This window comes from Klebsiella sp. HMSC09D12 (assembly GCF_001808475.1).
GTDB classification, from domain to species: Bacteria; Pseudomonadota; Gammaproteobacteria; order Enterobacterales; family Enterobacteriaceae; genus Klebsiella; species Klebsiella oxytoca.
The window spans coordinates 20,662-35,823 of sequence record NZ_KV793442.1 but is presented as its reverse complement, the minus strand read 5'-3'; the positions used below and the strand labels follow the sequence as shown (position 1 = coordinate 35,823).

General features: G+C 55.5%; 13 protein-coding genes and 2 pseudogenes. 12 read left to right on the top strand and 3 right to left on the bottom strand.

Features of this window, described 5'->3' with window-relative positions:
• Positions 1-22 precede the first annotated feature (22 nt).
• The gene (locus HMPREF3178_RS08390) at positions 23-739 is read right to left on the bottom strand and encodes a class I SAM-dependent methyltransferase (RefSeq protein WP_017146102.1); all 717 of its coding nucleotides are present in this window, start codon (positions 737-739) and stop codon (positions 23-25) included.
• 257 nt (positions 740-996) lie between these two features.
• Here HMPREF3178_RS08390 and fecI point away from each other — a divergent pair, with 257 nt between their 5' ends.
• From fecI to HMPREF3178_RS08365, 5 genes and pseudogenes are all read left to right on the top strand, one after another.
• Complete coding sequence (gene fecI, locus HMPREF3178_RS08385) at positions 997-1,518, top strand: ferric citrate uptake sigma factor FecI (RefSeq protein ID WP_004101219.1); 522 nt, start codon at positions 997-999, stop codon at positions 1,516-1,518.
• Positions 1,515-2,462, top strand: a complete 948-nt coding sequence (fecR, locus tag HMPREF3178_RS08380; protein ID WP_017146103.1) for a ferric citrate uptake sigma factor regulator FecR — start codon at positions 1,515-1,517, stop codon at positions 2,460-2,462. Before fecI ends, fecR begins: the two co-directional genes overlap by 4 nt.
• Before the next feature lie 97 nt (positions 2,463-2,559).
• Complete coding sequence (fecA, locus tag HMPREF3178_RS08375; RefSeq protein WP_070585117.1) at positions 2,560-4,833, top strand: TonB-dependent Fe(3+) dicitrate receptor FecA; 2,274 nt, start codon at positions 2,560-2,562, stop codon at positions 4,831-4,833.
• Between the two features lie 60 nt (positions 4,834-4,893).
• Positions 4,894-5,222 (top strand): annotated as a pseudogene (fecB, locus tag HMPREF3178_RS08370) (Fe(3+)-dicitrate ABC transporter substrate-binding protein FecB); the annotation flags it as partial.
• 101 nt (positions 5,223-5,323) lie between these two features.
• Positions 5,324-5,637 (top strand): annotated as a pseudogene (locus tag HMPREF3178_RS08365) (ferric citrate ABC transporter ATP-binding protein FecE); the annotation flags it as partial.
• A gap of 36 nt (positions 5,638-5,673) precedes the next feature.
• Here the strand turns inward: HMPREF3178_RS08365 and fraE are convergent.
• Complete coding sequence (gene fraE, locus HMPREF3178_RS08360) at positions 5,674-6,717, bottom strand: fructose-asparagine asparaginase (protein ID WP_004101212.1); 1,044 nt, start codon at positions 6,715-6,717, stop codon at positions 5,674-5,676.
• A gap of 278 nt (positions 6,718-6,995) precedes the next feature.
• Between fraE and HMPREF3178_RS08355 the strand changes: the two genes are divergently transcribed.
• The 3 genes from HMPREF3178_RS08355 (at position 6,996) to HMPREF3178_RS08345 (ending at position 10,583) form a co-directional block, all read left to right on the top strand.
• Complete coding sequence (locus HMPREF3178_RS08355) at positions 6,996-8,183, top strand: HD-GYP domain-containing protein (RefSeq protein ID WP_017146105.1); 1,188 nt, start codon at positions 6,996-6,998, stop codon at positions 8,181-8,183.
• An 80-nt stretch (positions 8,184-8,263) separates the two neighbouring features.
• The gene (locus HMPREF3178_RS08350; protein WP_017146106.1) at positions 8,264-10,048 is read left to right on the top strand and encodes a diguanylate cyclase; all 1,785 of its coding nucleotides are present in this window, start codon (positions 8,264-8,266) and stop codon (positions 10,046-10,048) included.
• A gap of 196 nt (positions 10,049-10,244) precedes the next feature.
• Positions 10,245-10,583: a hypothetical protein gene (locus HMPREF3178_RS08345; protein ID WP_004101200.1), complete on the top strand. Its 339-nt coding sequence runs from the start codon at positions 10,245-10,247 to the stop codon at positions 10,581-10,583.
• Positions 10,584-10,679: 96 nt separating this feature from the next.
• Here HMPREF3178_RS08345 and icd read toward each other — a convergent pair whose 3' ends face one another.
• Positions 10,680-11,930 (bottom strand): NADP-dependent isocitrate dehydrogenase, encoded by a 1,251-nt coding sequence (gene icd / locus HMPREF3178_RS08340; RefSeq protein WP_004101197.1) that lies wholly within the window; start codon positions 11,928-11,930, stop codon positions 10,680-10,682.
• 236 nt (positions 11,931-12,166) lie between these two features.
• On the opposite strand from icd, the gene rluE reads away from it, so the two are divergent.
• From rluE to hflD, 4 genes are read left to right on the top strand one after another with little or no spacing between them, the layout of a single operon-like run.
• A complete protein-coding gene (gene rluE, locus HMPREF3178_RS08335) occupies positions 12,167-12,817 on the top strand; it encodes a 23S rRNA pseudouridine(2457) synthase RluE (RefSeq protein WP_023320724.1) in 651 nt (216 codons plus the stop codon).
• Between the two features lie 20 nt (positions 12,818-12,837).
• Entirely contained in the window at positions 12,838-13,314 is a 477-nt protein-coding gene (locus tag HMPREF3178_RS08330) for an NUDIX hydrolase (protein WP_004112222.1), read from the top strand.
• A 38-nt stretch (positions 13,315-13,352) separates the two neighbouring features.
• Positions 13,353-14,459, top strand: a complete 1,107-nt coding sequence (gene mnmA, locus HMPREF3178_RS08325) for a tRNA 2-thiouridine(34) synthase MnmA (RefSeq protein ID WP_017146107.1) — start codon at positions 13,353-13,355, stop codon at positions 14,457-14,459.
• 59 nt (positions 14,460-14,518) lie between these two features.
• Positions 14,519-15,160, top strand: coding sequence for a high frequency lysogenization protein HflD (hflD, locus tag HMPREF3178_RS08320; protein ID WP_004101185.1), 642 nt, complete (start codon positions 14,519-14,521; stop codon positions 15,158-15,160).
• Positions 15,161-15,162: the final 2 nt, after the last annotated feature.

The following is a 15,162-nucleotide window of genomic DNA, read 5'->3' as shown; positions in this document are numbered from 1 at the left end:
ACTTACCCGAAATCTGATTTATTCAACAAAGCCGCAGCATTGATAAAAATCTCGGACGATTCTCGCGCTTTAGCAAGCCATTGCAGACAATTTTTAGCGCCTGTATAAAACCTTCATCTTTCATTAACCCTCGCGGCGACATCAGCGACATCGGTCCATGATGAATGCTTACGGCATCAAAGCCGCTCCGTTGGAAAAGGGTCCGCCAGGCGGCAGCGCTCAGCGGGCTGACGTTGGATTTCACGACCCCCTGCAGCTGTCGCCGGGCGTCCTCTCCCAGCGTATCATGCGTATACATGATATCGTGCGTCAGCAAACGGCCACCGGGCTTGAGAACGCGAAAATATTCTGCCACCAGTTTTTCTTTGGCTTTATCCGCATACATGGTGAGCATCGCTTCATTTATCACCACATCAAACGTCTCGTCGGCAAATGGCAGCCGACCCGCATTCGCCTCCATCACTATCACCCGATGATCCACACCTTCGCGAACGATATTTTGCCGGGCTTTCGCCAGCGCGCCTTTATCCATATCGATGGCGTAAACGGTACAGTGAAAACGCTGCGCCAGCTCAATAGAGGTTGTCCCCATATTACAGGCCACCTCCAGGACTTTATTGTCGGCGCTAAACCCTGCCTGCTTAAATAGCCACTCAGTGGCCTCAATGCCGCCGGGACGTAAGCGGGTTTTCCCCAAACTTGCCAAAAAAGTATGTCCGGCTTTTTCGCTAGCGTTCATCTGACTCTCCTTACCTCATAAGATGCATTATAAATACAACATTAAAGTGAGAGAGGGAATAATGATAATGAATTTTATTTGCATTAAGGACGAGGTTAAAGAAAAGGTGCAATGAGGAATAAAATATATTCAATGTTTAACAATTACTTATCGTTACTAAAGTTCTGTATGGCCCGTATTGCTGGCGCGACTTATTGAAATGATAACCATTCTCATATTAGCATGTGCCGTATTGATCAACTCTCCTGAACCTGGCTATGCCCTCTTCTTCCGCCATCGCCTCTCCGCTAACGCTTGCCTCGCTCTATAGCGATCATCATGGTTGGCTGAAAAAATGGCTTACCTGTAAGCTGCAATCCGCTTATGACGCCGACGACGTAGCGCAGGATACCTTTGTCCGAATTATGGCCAACGAGTCGCTGCTGACGATTCGCGATCCAAAATCCTTTCTCTGCACGATTGCTAAACGGGTGATGATCGACCTGTTCCGCCGTAACGCCCTGGAGCGTGCATGGTTAGACATGCTTTCGCAGCTTCCCCCAGAGCTCTCTCCCTCACCGGAGCTACGGCAGAGCCAGCTCGAACTGTTACAGCAGATTGATGCCATGTTGGACGGGCTTAACGCAAAAGTCCGGGAAGCGTTTTTGCTCTCGCAGCTTGAAGGGCTGACCTATGCCGAAATCGCCAGCCGCCTGGCGGTTTCCGTAAGCTCGGTTAAGAAATATATCGCGAAAGCCACCGAGCACTGTCTACTGTTTCGTCTGGAGAATGGCCTGTGAAACCGACGCTGAGCGAATCTCGTCGTCAGGCGCTGCGCTCCGCCTCGCACTGGTACGCGGTGCTCATCGATGGATGCGTGAGTCCGCAGCAGGAGGCCCGCTGGCAGCAGTGGTATGAGCAAAACAAAGAAAATCAGTGGGCCTGGCAGCAGGTAGAAAACCTGCGACAGCAGATGGGGCAACTGCCGGGCGGCCTGGCCAGCCGTGCCCTTAACGATAGCCGACTGGCGCGTCGCCACGTACTGAAGGGTCTGATGCTTTTGCTGGTCATCGGAGGCAGCTGGCGGCTCTGGGATTCCGAACTGGCGGAGGGCCTGGGCGCCGACTACCGTACGGCGAAAGAAATACCTCGCCAGCAGCAGCTTGCCGACGGTTCGCTCCTAACGCTGAATAGCGAAAGTGCCGCCGACGTCCGTTTTGACAGACGACAGCGCATGGTTCATTTACGCTACGGCGAAATCGCCATCAGGACCGCTCACGACAGCCTGCAGCGTCCTTTCCGCGTGCAAACGCGGGAAGGCACGCTCACCGCGCTCGGTACCGAATTCACCGTCCGTCAGTTTGCCGGCGGCACCCGGCTGGCGGTACAGCAGCATGCCGTGGAGGTGGTTTTACCATCCGGCAGCGTCCAAATCGTCAACGCCGGGGAAAGCCTGTGGTTTACCCGCAATCGCTTCTTCGCCCTGGTTAAGTTCAACGACGGCGAGGATAGCTGGATCAGAGGCGTGCTGACCTTCCGCGACGCCCCGCTAAGCGAGGTGGTCGAAACCCTCGCCCGCTATCGCTCCGGGGTGTTGCGCTGCGATCCTGCGGTGGCCGAATTACGCCTGAGCGGCACCTTTCCGCTGGAGGATCCTGACGCCATCCTGAAGGTTATTGCGCAAACGCTGCCGATTTCATTACGGTTTGTCACTCGCTACTGGGTGACGCTCGTTCCAGCCTGAGAAGAAAAATCGAAAAAATTCTCATTATCTATTATCCCTTTTCCCGGCTCGTTCGACTTATTAGATGAATATAACCATAAACGTTCGTGGAGAAGAGATGACGCCTTTACGCGTTTTACGCACACCGATGCCTCTGGTAATAGCAATCCGTTTAACGCTGCTGCCGCTAGCAGGGCTGGCTGCCGCGCCGATATATGCCGCCCGCAGCGGTATCACGCTTTCCGCCGACGCCAGCCTGACGCGCGGCAAGCATAGCCCGGGCCTGCACGGCAGCTTCGAAACCGAAGAGGGGTTACGCAGGCTGCTGAACGGCAGCGGATTACGGCTAAAGCCGCTGGGCAAGAATGCCTGGACCCTGGAGCCCGCTCCTGACAGTTCAGACTCCACCCTCACCGTCGTCGGGGACTGGCTTGGCGACGCGCGCGAGAATGATGTCTTTGAACACGCCGGCGCCCGCGACGTTATCCGTCGGGAGGATTTCGCCAAAACCGGAGCCGCCACGATACGCGAAGTGCTGAACCGGATCCCCGGCGTCAACGCGCCGGAAAATACCGGTACCGGCAGTCACGATCTGGCAATGAACTTCGGTATTCGTGGCCTCAACCCGCGGCTTGCCAGCCGTTCCACGGTGCTGATGGACGGTATCCCGGTTCCCTTTGCCCCCTACGGCCAGCCGCAGCTTTCGCTGGCGCCGGTCTCGGTCGGCAATATGGACGCCATCGATGTCGTGCGCGGCGGCGGCGCGGTGCGCTACGGGCCGCAGAGCGTCGGCGGCGTGGTGAACTTCGTCACCCGCGCAATCCCCGAGGATTTTGGCATTCAGGGCGGCATGGAAGGGCAGCTCAGCCCCACCTCTTCACAAAACAACCCGAAAGAGACGCATAACCTCGCGATCGGCGGCACGGCGGACAACGGTTTCGGCTCCGCCCTGCTTTACTCAGGCACCCGGGGCAGCGACTGGCGCGAACACAGCGCCACGCGGATTGATGATGTGATGCTGAAAAGCAAATACGCGCCTAACGAAGTCCATACCTTTAACAGCCTGCTGCAATACTATGACGGAGAAGCCGATATGCCCGGCGGCCTCTCCCGCGCCGACTACAACGCCGACCGCTGGCAGTCCACGCGTCCTTATGACCGTTTTTGGGGGCGCCGCCAGCTCGCCAGCCTCGGCTACCAGTACCAGCCGGATGCGCAGCATAAATTTAATATTCAGGGGTTCTATACCCATACCCTGCGCAGCGGCTATCTGGAACAGGGTAAGCGCATTACCCTCTCCCCGCGCGAATATTGGGTCCGCGGCATCGAACCGCGCTACAGCCAAAGCTTTATGATCGGCCCATCCGCCCACGAGGTCGGCGTCGGCTATCGCTACGTCAACGAATCGACCCACGAGATGCGTTACTACACCGCAACCACCAGCGGCGAGCTGCCCAGCACCGCCAGCCCCTACGATCGCGATACCCGTTCCGGTACCGAAGCCCACGCCTGGTATATCGACGATCGCGTGGATATTGGCAACTGGACGATTACGCCAGGAATGCGCTTTGAGCACATTGAGTCTTATCAGGACAATAATCTGCTGGGCACCCGCGAACGGGTCAGCTATAACGCTCCGCTCCCGGCGCTGAATGTTCTTTATCACCTCACCGACAGCTGGAATCTTTATGCCAACACAGAAGGCTCATTCGGCACCGTACAGTACAGCCAGATTGGCAAAGCTGTACAAAGCGGCAATGTGGAACCAGAAAAAGCGCGTACCTGGGAAGTCGGCACCCGCTACGACGACGGCGCGCTGACCGCCGAAATGGGGCTGTTCCTGATTAACTTCAACAATCAGTACGATTCCAACCAGACCAATGACACGGTTACCGCCCGCGGTAAAACGCGTCATAGCGGCCTGGAAGCGCAAACCCGTTACGCCCTCGGCGAACTCTCACCCGCGCTTGATAATCTCTCGGTCTACGCCAGCTATGCGTACGTTAATGCTGAAATCCGCGAGAAAGGCGACACCTACGGTAACCAGGTTCCTTTCTCGCCGAAGCACAAAGGCACCCTTGGCGTCGATTACAGCCCCGGCAGCTGGACGTTTAACCTTAACGGCGACTTCCAGTCCAGCCAGTTTGCCGATAACGCCAATACCGTTGCCGAAAGCGCCGATGGCAGCACCGGTCGTATTCCCGGCTATATGCTGTGGGGCGCCCGCGTGGCCTATGACTTTGGTCCACAAATGGCCAATCTCAACCTCGCGCTGGGGGTGAAAAACATCTTCGACCATGCGTATTACACCCGCTCATACGACGATAACAACAAAGGGCTTTACGTCGGTCAGCCGCGCACGCTGTACCTGCAAGGATCAATGAAGTTCTGATTGATCGAGCGTTGCCGGACAGCGCTATTCGCGCCCTGTCCGGCAAGCTGGAGGAAAATCATGTTTAGCCTTGTTCGTCAGTGCATTTTAGCCCGCTGTTTGCCGCCACCGTACAAGATGAGCGCGGTCGCTTTACGCTTGATAAAACGCCGCAGCGCATCGTGGTGCTTGAACTCTCCTTTGTTGACGCGCTGGCGGCGGTCGACGTTAGCCCAACAGGCATGGCCGATGACAACGATCCGTCGCGTATTCTGGCGGACGTACGCGCACGTCTGAAGCCCTGGCAGTCGGTGGGCACCCGTGCCCAGCCCTCGCTCGAGGCCATCCGCGCGCTGCATCCCGATCCGATCGTCGCCGATAGCAGTCGCCATGCCGGAATCTACGCCGCCGAGCGTATTGCCAGCGACATGGTTAAAATCGTCCATCACCGGGCGGTAGATATCACGCCATGAAACCGTTCCGGCACGCTTTTTTTATCTGGGGATGGCCGCTGCTGGCACAGGATAACCCGCTGGTGCTACTTGATGAACCAACAACCTGGCTGGATATTAATCATCAGGTGGAGCTGATGAAGCTGATGCGCGAGCTACAGACGATGGGCAAAACCGTGTTCACCGTACTGCACGATCTGAATCAGGCCAGCCGCTACTGCGACCATCTGGTGGTGCTTGAAGGGGGACAGGTGCAGGCTCAGGGCCTGGCGGAAACGGTACTGACGCCGGAGATGCTGCGGGAGATTTTTCACCTGGAAGCGGAGATTCACCCGGAGCCGGTGTCCCAGCGCCGATGTGCGTGGTGAAATAACCCGGGTAAGGCGTACTGCGCCCTACCCGACGTTAATCAGTAAGTGTGGAAATATTGCTGAATCACCTGCGGATTTTTCGTTTGCGTCAGCGCGGTCATCAGCAAAATGCGCGCTTTTGCCGGATTGAGAGAATCGGCCACCAGTCCCGGCTGGCCGCCATCTACCGGCACAACGCCGCTGCCGGTACGCGAGGCGCGAACCACCACGATGCCGGCTTTTTCCGCTTTTTCAATTCCTGCCGCACTGCGTACGGAGACCGACCCCGCGCCGGTACCTGCGTAAATAATCCCGTCAGCATGGTGAGCGATCGCCGCGTCATACATATATTCAGGGTCATCCTGGTAGCCATAAATAATGACCACTTTCGGCAGCGCATTCAGGTTACGGACGTCGAAAACCGAACGCACGGTGTGAATTTTGTCCACGCGGGTTTCGAACTGCGGCTTACCGCTGACGATCACGCCGAGGTAGCCCTCTTCCGGCGCCCGGAAGGTATCCAGCGTCGTGGCGTTGGTTTTAGTGACAAAACGCGCTGCCCCGATGCGATCGTTAAGGACCACCATCACCCCACGGCCTTTCGCTTCCGGGTCAGCCGCCACGGTCACCGCTTCCAGCAGATTCATCGGGCCGTCGGCGCTGATGGCCGTTGCCGGGCGCATTGCCGCCGTGAAGACCACCGGCTTATTGCTTTTTACCGTCAGGTTGAGGAAATAAGGCGTCTCGTCGAGGGTATCGGTACCGTGGGTAATGACTACGCCGTCGACATCCTCGCGGGCCAGCAGTTCATTGACGCGTTTGGCCAGCTTGAGAATAATATCGCTGGTCATATTTTCGCTACCGATATTGGCAACCTGCTCACCGTCAACGCGGGCGACTTTACTCATTTCAGGTACGGCGTTAATCAGCGTCTGTACGCCAATCGCACCGGCTTTATATCCGGTTGTCTGGGTGTTGCTGGCCGCCGAACCGGCAATGGTGCCTCCGGTTGCCAGGATCACAATATGCGGCAGACGCGTGTCGCTGAACGCGAAAGCACTTATCGACAGTAACGCAATGGTCAGTAATGCTCTAAAATTCATAATTACCTATCCCCAAATAGATTTTAATCAAATTCGCCCGGTGATAATGCAAAGGGCTTGCCAGGATTTAATGTATTTTGCCGGGCAAAAGTGGTTAACTATCGGACAAAAAAGGATTTTTATTTCGCCATGAGCGCGACATTGGTGCACAGATGCGCTAAAAACGGGCATCATAAAATGCAAAATCAGAAACAACTCATGCAATCTGTTCTGTCTTGATGGCATCGCGAGTAACCAAATAAGCCATAACAACGCGGGTAATCCGAGAGAGAAAAACGATGCGTATCGCCTTAAAATCAGCATTGATGCTAACAACCCGCGTCATACAAATCATTAATCCTGAACTGCAGCTGCATATGCAGCGAACGGCGCTGATCGCACTGGAGCTGGCGCAGGCATCAGGGCTTTCGCGCCCGCAGCAGCAAACGGTCTTTTGCGCCGCGCTGCTGCACGATATTGGCGTTCTGGGTGACAAAAGGGCCTTCTCCTCGCTGAACGCTATCGATAATCTCAATGACCCCCATCAGCATCGGGGAGCAGAAATGCTGGCCGGATTAACCACCCTGGCCCCAATCCTGCCGATTATTCGCGATCATCATTTTAGTCCACACCACAGGGGCAGCCTCGAACAGCATATCGTCTATTTTGCCGATGTTTTTGAGCGCCTGCTGGCCGGTAATAAAGGCGGTTCGGCTTATCAACCCGATATTATTATTACGCAATTTCGTACGCTCTATCAGGCGATCGACCCGTCGCTGTGTCAAACCTTGTGCCAGCTCGCACAAAAAGAGCATTTCTGGCTGCATCTTAATCCTGGACATATTCAGCGAATGCTGGAAATTATCGGCCCAATTAACGATGTCTATATGGGTATTGATGGCCTGAAAGATATCTGTCTGTTAATCGCCAACATTGTCGATACCTACAGTAGCTTTACCGCCAGCCATAGCCTGAAGGTTGGACAAATTTCGCGCGCCCTTGCCGCCTGGATGAATCAGCCGGAGCTGGAGTGCCGGAAGATTGAAATTGCCGGCTATTTGCACGATATCGGTAAAGTCTACATACCGCTGGCCATCCTCGAGAAACAGGGCGAGCTCAATGACAAAGAGCTGCTGCAGGTTCGGGAACACAGCTATATGACCGGCGAAATTCTTAGCGCATTTAGCGAACTCGGCGATATCGTGAACTGGGCGGCCAATCATCATGAAAAACTGGATGGCAGCGGTTATCCTCTGCATCTGAGTGGCGATTACCTGCAGCTGGCAGATCGTATCATCGCCATCGCGGATATTTTCACCGCCCTTACCGAAGACCGCCCTTATCGCCCCGGAATGAGCCGTCAGCAAGCGTTACGGCTGATTGAGTGTGATGTGACAAACGGCGCGCTGGATAAAGACGTTTACCGCGTTTTACATCAGCATGCCGAAGCGCTGCACGCTATTATTACTCACACGCTGCCCTCTTAATTTGCCGGCTCTCTGCTGGTGAAGCCGGAGCGCAGCGACAAAAAATATAATTAATTCATCTGCACGCAAGGATATATCCGGTGAGAATCGCCACCATGACCAATTGGGCCTACGGGATCACCGTCGCCCTGACCCTCGCCTCAGGCATGGCAATGCTGATGGCCTCAAGTGCGGATAATGCTGAACGCCGCGCCGTCGAACAACGTCAGGTGTTCGACCAGTTGAGTGAAGAAGTCGAAAGCGGCGCCTGGGCGCTTTCCGATCTGGCGCGGCTCTATATCATCCAAAAAAATCAGGATGTGCTACGCGAATACCGGCAGCAGGCGCAGACCATTGCCGCCATTGAACACCGGCTGGTTAAACTCAAAGATAATGGCGCAACCGCTGAAGAACTGGCGCTGCTGCGGGAGGGTTTACAGATTGCCGATGAACTCCAGGATGAGCAGCAGGCGGCGCTGGCGCAGGTTGCCCGGGGGAAAGAAAAAGCGGCGGTAAGCCTGCTTTACGGCGCGGCCTACGAACAGGAGCTTGAGCGGGTACAAACTCAGCTTGACCACTTTCGCCTGCTGCTCGAAGGCCGGGTGAATAAAATCATCGCTCAGGCCACGGAGAAATCACGTATCTGGCGTACGCTCTCTGAAGTCATGGTTGGCCTCACCGCCCTGATGTTTCTGTTTGTGCTGGGATTTATCCTTAAGCGGCGGGTGCTCTATCCCGTCGTCCGTCTGAGCGATGTGGTACAGCGGCTGGCATCGCAGGATTATGCGGTCGAGACGCCGCAGTTCACCCAGATAGATGAAATTGGCGATATGGCCCAGGCGATTCGTATCTTTCGCGAGAACGGGCTGGCGCGGCAGCGGCTGGAACAAGAGCGCGATGCCGACTGGGCCGTCCGCGAGCTGCTGGCGCGGATGACCCAGCGTCTGCAGGGCTGCGAATCATTCGAGGATGTGATCAAGGTGGCCGAGCGCTTTGCCCCCAGCATCGCCCCGCAGATCCCCGGCCGACTCTATATCCTCGACACCGATCCCTGGCAGATGCGCTGCGTTGCGCAGTGGCTTTCTCCGCCGCAGGAAACGGATGTCTTTCATCCCGATAACTGCTGGGCCGTTCGGCGCGGGCTGAGTCATCCTCCGGTTAACGGCGAGCCGGATATCGCCTGTTACCACCTGACTGAACCACAGGCCAATCAGTCGCTATGCGTGCCGCTGATTGCGCAAGGAGAAGCGATTGGCCTGCTCTCCTTCAGCAACGTCACCGCCGCAACCGCGCCTTCCCGCGCCTATCTTGAACTGATGGCCGAAGCGCTGGGTCTGGCGCTGGCGAATCAACGTTTACGCAACGCGCTGCTGGAAAAGGCGCTGTTCGATTCATTAACCGGCCTGCGCAACCGTCACCATCTGGATGATGTTCTGCATACTCAAATGAATCTGGCGGTTCGCAACGGTACGCCGCTGAGCTGCCTGATGATCGATATCGATCACTTCAAGGCAATTAACGATAATTACGGCCACGAAGCGGGCGATCTGGTCATTAAAAACGTCGCCGCAATTATACAGCGTGCGGTGCGTGATATCGGGATGGCCTTCCGCTACGGAGGCGAAGAGTTCCTGGTGCTGCTGGGCGGAACCCATGAAGAGGCGGCAATGGCCTGCGCGACCGAGATCTATCACAGCGTTCAGCGCCTGACTTTGCGCTATGGCCTTGCTGAGATTGGTCAGATCAACGTCTCCATCGGCATCGCCAGCTACCCGCAGCACACGCATAGCGACAGCCTGCTGCGCGCGGCAGACGCTGCGCTCTACCGGGCAAAAGAGTTGGGCCGGTCAAGAATTGTGAGCTTTGGGATGTTGAAGGCGGATTGAGTCGATATTCGCACCGTTATGTAAAAGGAGCCGTGCGCTCCTTTTGCCCAGTGCAATCATCAGGACAGCGTAGCAAACTTTGGCGCGCCGGATTTTCTATCCTCTTGAAAAGTAAGCCGCTTGATCCAGGGCAAAGTCATAACTCCGTCATTGAGTAAAATTCATCGCCTGATTTGAACAAGGCTATGTCGTTTTCATGTTTTTAAGGTTTACGCTGTTCTACCTACTTTTTATCCCCTTGCAGACTTTTGCGCTTAATTACTCTTCAACCTTTTTAAGGCTCAATTGCCCGCAGAGAGGCCTCGTGGAGGTCATTTTGCATGTTTACGATCATACCCAGGAAAAATGGCAGAATAATTTTGAGACCGGCGCAGGGCACAAACGCTCAGGCGATATGGAACTGATCCCCTTTGCCAACGGGGATATTCTCTTCCACTCGGTGTCAACAGATGCATTTAGCTATCTCTACAGCGGCGAAGAGAAGCTTTACCGCTGTTTAAAATTGGATGAAAGACCGCTATACCCTTCCTTTTAACCCTGCGTAGGCGACGCGATCCAACCCGGACGTAGTCCGCAGAGTAAAAAAAACGGGAACCCATCGGCTCCCGTTTTGTTTAACCCAAAATCTGGATTACATGTTGGCGATAATCGCGTCGCCAAACTCTGAACATTTCAGCAGCTTAGCGCCTTCCATCAGACGTTCAAAGTCATAGGTCACGGTCTTGGCGGCGATTGCGCCTTCAGTGCCTTTAACGATTAAGTCTGCGGCTTCGAACCACTGCATGTGGCGCAGCATCATTTCGGCGGACAGGATAATGGAACCTGGGTTCACTTTATCCTGGCCGGCATATTTCGGCGCAGTACCGTGGGTCGCTTCAAACAGCGCGCACTCGTCACCGATGTTTGCACCCGGGGCAATACCGATACCGCCAACCTGCGCCGCCAGGGCGTCAGAAATATAGTCACCGTTCAGGTTCATACAGGCGATGACATCGTACTCCGCCGGACGCAGCAGGATCTGCTGCAGGAAGGCGTCGGCGATAACGTCTTTAACGACAATCTCTTTCCCGGTGTTCGGATTTTTGATCTTCATCCACGGGCCGCCGTCAATCAGCTCACCGCCGAACTCTTCGCGTGCCAGCTGGTAGCCCCAGTCTTTAAACGCGCCCTCGGTGAATTTCATGATGTTGCCTTTGTGCACCAGGGTCAGAGAATCGCGATCGTTGGTGATAGCGTATTCGATGGCGGCGCGAACCAGGCGTTTGGTGCCTTCTTCAGAGCACGGCTTGATGCCGATGCCGCAATGTTCCGGGAAGCGAATTTTCTTCACGCCCATTTCATCACGCAGGAATTTGATGACTTTATCCGCTTCAGCAGAGTCTGCTTTCCACTCGATACCGGCGTAGATGTCTTCGGAGTTTTCGCGGAAGATAACCATATCGGTCAGTTCAGGATGCTTAACCGGGCTCGGTGTCCCCTGGTAGTATCGAACCGGACGCAGGCAAACGTAGAGATCCAGTTCCTGACGCAGGGCAACGTTCAGAGAACGAATGCCGCCGCCGACTGGCGTAGTCAGAGGGCCTTTGATAGCAACACGATATTCACGAATCAGATCAAGAGTTTCGGCAGGCAGCCAGACATCCTGGCCATAAACCTGGGTCGATTTTTCACCGGTGTAAACTTCCATCCAGGAAATTTTACGCTCGCCCTTATAGGCTTTCTCAACGGCAGCATCAACCACTTTCAGCATCGCCGGAGTGACGTCAACACCGATACCATCGCCTTCGATGAACGGGATAATCGGGTTATTAGGGACGTTCAGCTTGCCGTTTTGCAGGGTGATTTTTTGACCTTCCGCCGGAACTACTACTTTGCTTTCCATTAACCTCTCCTTCGAGCGCTTCTGGTTCTGCTCTTCCCTCTTCACGCTAGCCGGGCGTTGGCTTTATTCGCCCACTCCCGTCAGTGGAATATCCCGCTAACCGGAGATTTCGCGTCCGTGTCGCCTTCCTGTAATGCGAATCGGTTTGAGCAACCTTTTTGTTAATAAGTTGTAATGAGCATGTCAATACTACCTGAATGTTTGCGTCCATGAAAGGCATTCGTAATTAGGCTATAATGCGGCAATTGATAGAGTCTGAAAATACCATGCAAAAAACTTCATTTAGAAAACATCGCGTTGAGCGATTCAGCACGCAACAAGTCACCAGACAACGTAAAGAACGCCAGCCAAAAACTGTGATCTTGTTCAATAAACCATACGATGTATTGCCGCAATTTACCGATGAAGCCGGGCGCAGCACGCTAAAAGATTTTATTCCGGTTGCCGGCGTCTATGCCGCCGGTCGACTGGACCGCGATAGCGAAGGCCTGCTGGTGCTGACCAACGACGGCGCGCTGCAGGCGGCTCTCACCCAACCGGGTAAGCGCACCGGTAAAGTTTATTACGTTCAGGTGGAAGGTGAACCCACGGCGGATGCGCTGACCGCGCTCCGCGACGGCGTCACGCTTAATGACGGCCCCACTCTGCCAGCGGGAGTGGAGCGTGTAGCGGAGCCAGAGTGGCTCTGGCCGCGTCATCCCCCGATCCGCGAGCGTAAATCCATTCCTACCAGCTGGCTCAAAATTACCCTCTATGAAGGGCGCAATCGCCAGGTGCGGCGGATGACCGCCCACGTCGGCTTTCCCACGCTGCGCCTGATTCGCTATGCGATGGGAGGCTATACGCTGGATGGTCTGGCCAACGGCGAATGGCGTAAAATTGATTAACAGTAGCCTAAGGAAAAACAATGTTTAAGCCGCACGTCACCGTCGCCTGCGTGGTTCACGCTAAAGGCAAATTCCTGGTTGTTGAAGAGACGATCAACGGTAAAGCGTTATGGAACCAGCCGGCAGGCCATCTCGAAGCCGATGAAACCCTGGTTCAGGCCGCAGAACGCGAGCTTTGGGAAGAGACCGGCATTCGCGCGACGCCGCAGCACTTTCTCCGCCTGCATCAGTGGATAGCCCCGGATCGCACGCCATTTTTGCGTTTCCTCTTTACCATCGAGCTTAACGATACGTGCGCCACCGAGCCCCACGATAGCGATATCGACCGCTGCCTGTGGCTCAGCGCTGAGGAAATTCTTAGCGCGAGCAACCTGCGTTCGCAGCTGGTTGCCGAGAGCATTCGCAGCTATCAGCAGGATCCGCGCTACCCGCTGGCGCTCATCGGCGAATTTAACTGGCCGTTTACAGGGGGTGCCTCAACGGAGGACGCGTGCTAGAATACGCCGCCTCGAAGTTCAATGTAGTGAGTAATCCAATGTCAGAAAGCCAGAAAAAAGTGATCGTCGGCATGTCCGGCGGGGTTGATTCCTCAGTTTCCGCCTACCTGCTGCTCCAGCAAGGGTATAAGGTGGAAGGCCTGTTCATGAAGAACTGGGAAGAAGACGACGGCGAGGAATACTGCACCGCAGCGGCGGATCTTGCCGACGCGCAGGCCGTTTGCGATAAGCTCGGGATTGAACTTCACACCGTCAACTTTGCCGCAGAATACTGGGACAACGTGTTTGAATTGTTCCTTGCAGAGTATAAAGCCGGACGCACGCCCAACCCGGATATTCTGTGCAATAAAGAAATTAAATTTAAAGCCTTCCTCGAATTTGCCGCAGAAGATCTCGGCGCTGATTACATCGCCACCGGCCACTACGTGCGCCGGGCCGACGTCAACGGCAAGAGCCAGCTGCTGCGCGGCCTCGACGGTAATAAAGACCAGAGCTACTTCCTCTATACCTTGAGCCACGAACAGATCGCGCAAAGCCTGTTCCCGGTGGGGGAGCTGGAAAAGCCGCAGGTGCGTAAAATCGCCGAAGAGCTGGATCTCATCACCGCGAAGAAAAAAGACTCGACCGGTATCTGTTTCATCGGCGAACGCAAATTCCGCGAATTCCTGGGCCGCTACCTGCCTGCTCAGCCGGGTAAAATTATCAGCGTTGACGGCGACGAAGTTGGCGAGCATCAGGGTCTGATGTACCACACGCTGGGGCAGCGTAAAGGTCTGGGCATCGGCGGTATCAAAGACGGCGGCGAAGACCCGTGGTATGTGGTCGACAAAGATGTCGAAAACAATATTTTGATTGTCGCTCAGGGCCATGACCATCCGCGCCTGATGTCCGTGGGGTTGATTGCTCAACAGCTGCACTGGGTTGACCGCGAGCCGCTCACGGGCACGCTGCGCTGCACGGTAAAAACCCGTTACCGTCAGACCGACATCTCCTGCACCGTGAAAGCGCTGGATGATGACCGCATTGAAGTGATCTTTAATGAGCCTGTAGCCGCCGTCACGCCGGGCCAGTCTGCGGTCTTCTACAACGGCGAAGTATGCCTCGGCGGCGGGATTATCGAACAGCGCTTGCCGCTGCAGGCCTGACAGACATATCAGCCGCTGAAGGCCCCAGCCGGGTATTTGGCGGTTTACAAGGAGAATGTGTGGCGAAGAATTATTATGACATTACGCTGGCGCTGGCCGGCGTTTGCCAGGCCGCGCGTCTGGTTCAGGAACTGGCGCACCAGGGGCACTGCGATAGCGACGCCCTGCATGTGTCGCTGAACAGCATCATCGATCTCGACCCGGAGTCTACGCTGGCGGTGTTCGGTGGTAGTGAAGCCAATCTTCGCCTCGGGCTGGAAACCCTCATCGGCGTGCTGAATACCAGCAGTCGCCAGGGGCTGAACGCCGAACTCACCCGCTATACTTTAAGCCTGATGGTGCTGGAACGTAAGCTTGCCGCCAGCAAAGGAGCCATGGATACCCTCGGCAACCGTATCGGCGGTCTGCGCCGTCAGCTTGAACATTTCGATCTGCAATCCGAGACGCTGCTTAGCGCAATGGCGGGCATCTATGTGGATGTTATTAGCCCGCTGGGCCCGCGTATTCAGGTCACCGGCTCTCCAGCCGTGCTGCAAAGCCCTCAGGTTCAGGCAAAGGTTCGCTCTGCCCTGCTGGCGGGTATTCGCTCTGCGGTGCTCTGGCACCAGGTCGGCGGCGGCCGTCTGCAGCTAATGTTTTCTCGTAATCGTCTGGTTAACCAGGCCAAACAAATTCTTGCTCATTTAACCCCGGAGTTGTGATC

Coding starts and splice junctions, on each gene's coding strand:
- HMPREF3178_RS08390 (WP_017146102.1), bottom strand. CDS start 739: ATGAACGCTAGCGAAAAAGCCGGACATACTTTTTTGGCAAGTTTGGGG.
- fecI (WP_004101219.1), top strand. CDS start 997: ATGCCCTCTTCTTCCGCCATCGCCTCTCCGCTAACGCTTGCCTCGCTC.
- fecA (WP_070585117.1), top strand. CDS start 2,560: ATGACGCCTTTACGCGTTTTACGCACACCGATGCCTCTGGTAATAGCA.
- fraE (WP_004101212.1), bottom strand. CDS start 6,717: ATGAATTTTAGAGCATTACTGACCATTGCGTTACTGTCGATAAGTGCT.
- HMPREF3178_RS08355 (WP_017146105.1), top strand. CDS start 6,996: ATGCGTATCGCCTTAAAATCAGCATTGATGCTAACAACCCGCGTCATA.
- HMPREF3178_RS08345 (WP_004101200.1), top strand. CDS start 10,245: ATGTTTTTAAGGTTTACGCTGTTCTACCTACTTTTTATCCCCTTGCAG.
- icd (WP_004101197.1), bottom strand. CDS start 11,930: ATGGAAAGCAAAGTAGTAGTTCCGGCGGAAGGTCAAAAAATCACCCTG.
- rluE (WP_023320724.1), top strand. CDS start 12,167: ATGCGGCAATTGATAGAGTCTGAAAATACCATGCAAAAAACTTCATTT.
- HMPREF3178_RS08330 (WP_004112222.1), top strand. CDS start 12,838: ATGTTTAAGCCGCACGTCACCGTCGCCTGCGTGGTTCACGCTAAAGGC.
- mnmA (WP_017146107.1), top strand. CDS start 13,353: ATGTCAGAAAGCCAGAAAAAAGTGATCGTCGGCATGTCCGGCGGGGTT.